At 57.5% G+C, this 5221-nt stretch carries 2 rRNA genes; both read left to right on the plus strand.

Going from position 1 to position 5221, the window contains the following annotated elements:
- The first annotated feature begins 245 nt into the window (after positions 1–245).
- Positions 246–1770, plus strand: a 16S ribosomal RNA gene (locus VT52_RS31185).
- Positions 1771–2080: 310 nt separating this feature from the next.
- Positions 2081–5199 (plus strand): 23S ribosomal RNA (locus VT52_RS31190).
- The 16S and 23S rRNA genes sit together here, the layout of an rRNA operon.
- The last annotated feature ends 22 nt before the right edge of the window (positions 5200–5221 follow it).

Below are 5221 nucleotides of genomic sequence, written 5' to 3' on the forward strand. Positions count from 1 at the left end.
CCGAAGGGAAGCCCGGAGGAAAGCCCGAGAGGGTGAGTACAAAGGAAGCGACCGTTCCTTGAGAACTCAACAGCGTGCCAAAAGTCAACGCCAGATATGTTGATACCCCGTCTCCGGTCGTCATGACCGGGACGTGGTTCCTTTGAAATAAACACAGCGAGGACGCTGTGAACGGTCGGACTATTCCTCCGACTGTTCCGCTCTTCGGATGTGCACCGGCTGGATTTTTTTCGGCCGAGTAAACATTCACGGAGAGTTTGATCCTGGCTCAGGACGAACGCTGGCGGCGTGCTTAACACATGCAAGTCGAACGATGAAGCCCTTCGGGGTGGATTAGTGGCGAACGGGTGAGTAACACGTGGGCAATCTGCCCTGCACTCTGGGACAAGCCCTGGAAACGGGGTCTAATACCGGATATGACCGTCTTGGGCATCCTTGACGGTGTAAAGCTCCGGCGGTGCAGGATGAGCCCGCGGCCTATCAGCTTGTTGGTGAGGTAACGGCTCACCAAGGCGACGACGGGTAGCCGGCCTGAGAGGGCGACCGGCCACACTGGGACTGAGACACGGCCCAGACTCCTACGGGAGGCAGCAGTGGGGAATATTGCACAATGGGCGAAAGCCTGATGCAGCGACGCCGCGTGAGGGATGACGGCCTTCGGGTTGTAAACCTCTTTCAGCAGGGAAGAAGCGAGAGTGACGGTACCTGCAGAAGAAGCGCCGGCTAACTACGTGCCAGCAGCCGCGGTAATACGTAGGGCGCAAGCGTTGTCCGGAATTATTGGGCGTAAAGAGCTCGTAGGCGGCTTGTCACGTCGGTTGTGAAAGCCCGGGGCTTAACCCCGGGTCTGCAGTCGATACGGGCAGGCTAGAGTTCGGTAGGGGAGATCGGAATTCCTGGTGTAGCGGTGAAATGCGCAGATATCAGGAGGAACACCGGTGGCGAAGGCGGATCTCTGGGCCGATACTGACGCTGAGGAGCGAAAGCGTGGGGAGCGAACAGGATTAGATACCCTGGTAGTCCACGCCGTAAACGGTGGGCACTAGGTGTGGGCAACATTCCACGTTGTCCGTGCCGCAGCTAACGCATTAAGTGCCCCGCCTGGGGAGTACGGCCGCAAGGCTAAAACTCAAAGGAATTGACGGGGGCCCGCACAAGCGGCGGAGCATGTGGCTTAATTCGACGCAACGCGAAGAACCTTACCAAGGCTTGACATACACCGGAAAGCATTAGAGATAGTGCCCCCCTTGTGGTCGGTGTACAGGTGGTGCATGGCTGTCGTCAGCTCGTGTCGTGAGATGTTGGGTTAAGTCCCGCAACGAGCGCAACCCTTGTCCCGTGTTGCCAGCAGGCCCTTGTGGTGCTGGGGACTCACGGGAGACCGCCGGGGTCAACTCGGAGGAAGGTGGGGACGACGTCAAGTCATCATGCCCCTTATGTCTTGGGCTGCACACGTGCTACAATGGCCGGTACAATGAGCTGCGATACCGTGAGGTGGAGCGAATCTCAAAAAGCCGGTCTCAGTTCGGATTGGGGTCTGCAACTCGACCCCATGAAGTCGGAGTCGCTAGTAATCGCAGATCAGCATTGCTGCGGTGAATACGTTCCCGGGCCTTGTACACACCGCCCGTCACGTCACGAAAGTCGGTAACACCCGAAGCCGGTGGCCCAACCCCTTGTGGGAGGGAGCTGTCGAAGGTGGGACCAGCGATTGGGACGAAGTCGTAACAAGGTAGCCGTACCGGAAGGTGCGGCTGGATCACCTCCTTTCTAAGGAGCACTTCTTACCGGGTTCGCCCGGTCAGAGGCCAGTACATCAGCGAATGTCTGATGCTGGTTGCTCATGGGTGGAACGTTGACTACTCGGCACACTTCGGATGGATGAGAACGCCAGTACTGCTTCGGCGTGGAAAGCGGATCTTGTCAGCGAGGGGTGTCGGGCACGCTGTTGGGTGTCTGAGGGAATGATCTGATCTTCTCCTCAGTCGCCGGCCCCAGTGCACTCGGACCTGTTGATGGGTTCGGGGTGATGGGTGGCTGGTCGTTGTTTGAGAACTGCACAGTGGACGCGAGCATCTGTGGCCAAGTTTTTAAGGGCGCACGGTGGATGCCTTGGCACCAGGAACCGATGAAGGACGTGGGAGGCCACGATAGTCCCCGGGGAGTCGTCAACCAGGCTTTGATCCGGGGGTTTCCGAATGGGGAAACCCGGCAGTCGTCATGGGCTGTCACCCGCTGCTGAACACATAGGCAGTGTGGAGGGAACGAGGGGAAGTGAAACATCTCAGTACCCTCAGGAAGAGAAAACAACCGTGATTCCGGGAGTAGTGGCGAGCGAAACCGGATGAGGCCAAACCGTATGCGTGTGAGACCCGGCAGGGGTTGCGTGTGCGGGGTTGTGGGATCTCTCTTCTACGGTCTGCCGGCCGTAGGGCGAGTCAGAAACCGTTGATGTAGACGAAGGACATGCGAAAGGTCCGGCGTAGAGGGTAAGACCCCCGTAGTCGAAATGTCAGCGGCTTGCTTGAGAGACACCCAAGTAGCACGGGGCCCGAGAAATCCCGTGTGAATCTGGCGGGACCACCCGCTAAGCCTAAATATTCCCTGGTGACCGATAGCGGATAGTACCGTGAGGGAATGGTGAAAAGTACCCCGGGAGGGGAGTGAAATAGTACCTGAAACCGTGTGCCTACAAGCCGTGGGAGCGTCGGATGCAGCTTGCTGCATCTCGTGACTGCGTGCCTTTTGAAGAATGAGCCTGCGAGTTTGCGGTGTGTTGCGAGGTTAACCCGTGTGGGGAAGCCGTAGCGAAAGCGAGTCCGAACAGGGCGTTTCAGTAGCACGCTCAAGACCCGAAGCGGAGTGATCTAGCCATGGGCAGGTTGAAGCGGAGGTAAGACTTCGTGGAGGACCGAACCCACCAGGGTTGAAAACCTGGGGGATGACCTGTGGTTAGGGGTGAAAGGCCAATCAAACTCCGTGATAGCTGGTTCTCCCCGAAATGCATTTAGGTGCAGCGTCGTGTGTTTCTTGCCGGAGGTAGAGCACTGGATAGGCGATGGGCCCTACCGGGTTACTGACCTTAGCCAAACTCCGAATGCCGGTAAGTGAGAGCGCGGCAGTGAGACTGTGGGGGATAAGCTCCATGGTCGAGAGGGAAACAGCCCAGAGCATCGACTAAGGCCCCTAAGCGTACGCTAAGTGGGAAAGGATGTGGAGTCGCACAGACAACCAGGAGGTTGGCTTAGAAGCAGCCACCCTTGAAAGAGTGCGTAATAGCTCACTGGTCTAGTGATTCCGCGCCGACAATGTAGCGGGGCTCAAGCGTACCGCCGAAGTCGTGTCATTGCAGCAATAGCCCCAACGGGTGCTGTGATGGGTAGGGGAGCGTCGTCTGCCGGGTGAAGCAGCACCGGAAGGTAGTTGTGGACGGTTGACGAGTGAGAATGCAGGCATGAGTAGCGATTCACACGTGAGAAACGTGTGCGCCGATTGACTAAGGGTTCCTGGGTCAAGCTGATCTGCCCAGGGTAAGTCGGGACCTAAGGCGAGGCCGACAGGCGTAGTCGATGGATAACCGGTTGATATTCCGGTACCCGCTGTGAAGCGTCAAACATCGAGCATCGTGATGCTAAGGCCGTGAAGCCGCCCTGATCTCTTCGGAGTTGAGGGGAGTGGTGGAGCCGCTGAACCAAGCGGTTAGTAGGTGAGTGATGGGGTGACGCAGGAAGGTAGTCCATCCCGGGCGGTGGTTGTCCCGGGGTAAGGGTGTAGGACGGTGTGTAGGTAAATCCGCGCACTTTGTGTCTGAGACCTGATGCCGAGCCGATTGTGGTGAAGTGGATGATCCTATGCTGTCGAGAAAAGCCTCTAGCGAGTTTCATGGCGGCCCGTACCCTAAACCGACTCAGGTGGTCAGGTAGAGAATACCGAGGCGTTCGGGTGAACTATGGTTAAGGAACTCGGCAAAATGCCCCCGTAACTTCGGGAGAAGGGGGGCCATTCCTGGTGATGATCTTTACGGTCTGAGCTGGGGGTGGCCGCAGAGACCAGCGAGAAGCGACTGTTTACTAAAAACACAGGTCCGTGCGAAGCCGTAAGGCGATGTATACGGACTGACGCCTGCCCGGTGCTGGAACGTTAAGGGGACCGGTTAGCTCCATTTCGGTGGGGCGAAGCTGAGAACTTAAGCGCCAGTAAACGGCGGTGGTAACTATAACCATCCTAAGGTAGCGAAATTCCTTGTCGGGTAAGTTCCGACCTGCACGAATGGCGTAACGACTTCTCGACTGTCTCAACCATAGGCCCGGTGAAATTGCACTACGAGTAAAGATGCTCGTTTCGCGCAGCAGGACGGAAAGACCCCGGGACCTTTACTACAGTTTGATATTGGTGTTCGGTTCGGCTTGTGTAGGATAGCTGGGAGACTTTGAAGCGGCCACGCCAGTGGTTGTGGAGTCGTCGTTGAAATACCAGTCTGGTCGTGCTGGATGTCTAACCTGGGTCCGTGATCCGGATCAGGGACAGTGTCTGATGGGTAGTTTAACTGGGGCGGTTGCCTCCTAAAGGGTAACGGAGGCGCCCAAAGGTTCCCTCAGCCTGGTTGGCAATCAGGTGTTGAGTGTAAGTGCACAAGGGAGCTTGACTGTGAGACCGACGGGTCGAGCAGGGACGAAAGTCGGGACTAGTGATCCGGCGGTGGCTTGTGGAAGCGCCGTCGCTCAACGGATAAAAGGTACCCCGGGGATAACAGGCTGATCTTCCCCAAGAGTCCATATCGACGGGATGGTTTGGCACCTCGATGTCGGCTCGTCGCATCCTGGGGCTGGAGTCGGTCCCAAGGGTTGGGCTGTTCGCCCATTAAAGCGGTACGCGAGCTGGGTTTAGAACGTCGTGAGACAGTTCGGTCCCTATCCGCTGTGCGCGTAGGAGTCTTGAGAAGGGCTGTCCCTAGTACGAGAGGACCGGGACGGACGAACCTCTGGTGTGCCAGTTGTTCTGCCAAGGGCATGGCTGGTTGGCTACGTTCGGGAGGGATAACCGCTGAAAGCATCTAAGCGGGAAGCCTGCTTCGAGATGAGGACTCCCACCCACTTGATGGGGTAAGGCTCCCAGTAGACGACTGGGTTGATAGGCCGGATCTGGAAGCCAGGTAACTGGTGGAGGTGACCGGTACTAATAGGCCGAGGGCTTGTCCTCAGTTGCTCGCGTCCACTGTGTT

The organism is Streptomyces malaysiense, from assembly GCF_000980885.2.
Taxonomy (GTDB): domain Bacteria; phylum Actinomycetota; class Actinomycetes; order Streptomycetales; family Streptomycetaceae; genus Streptomyces; species Streptomyces malaysiense.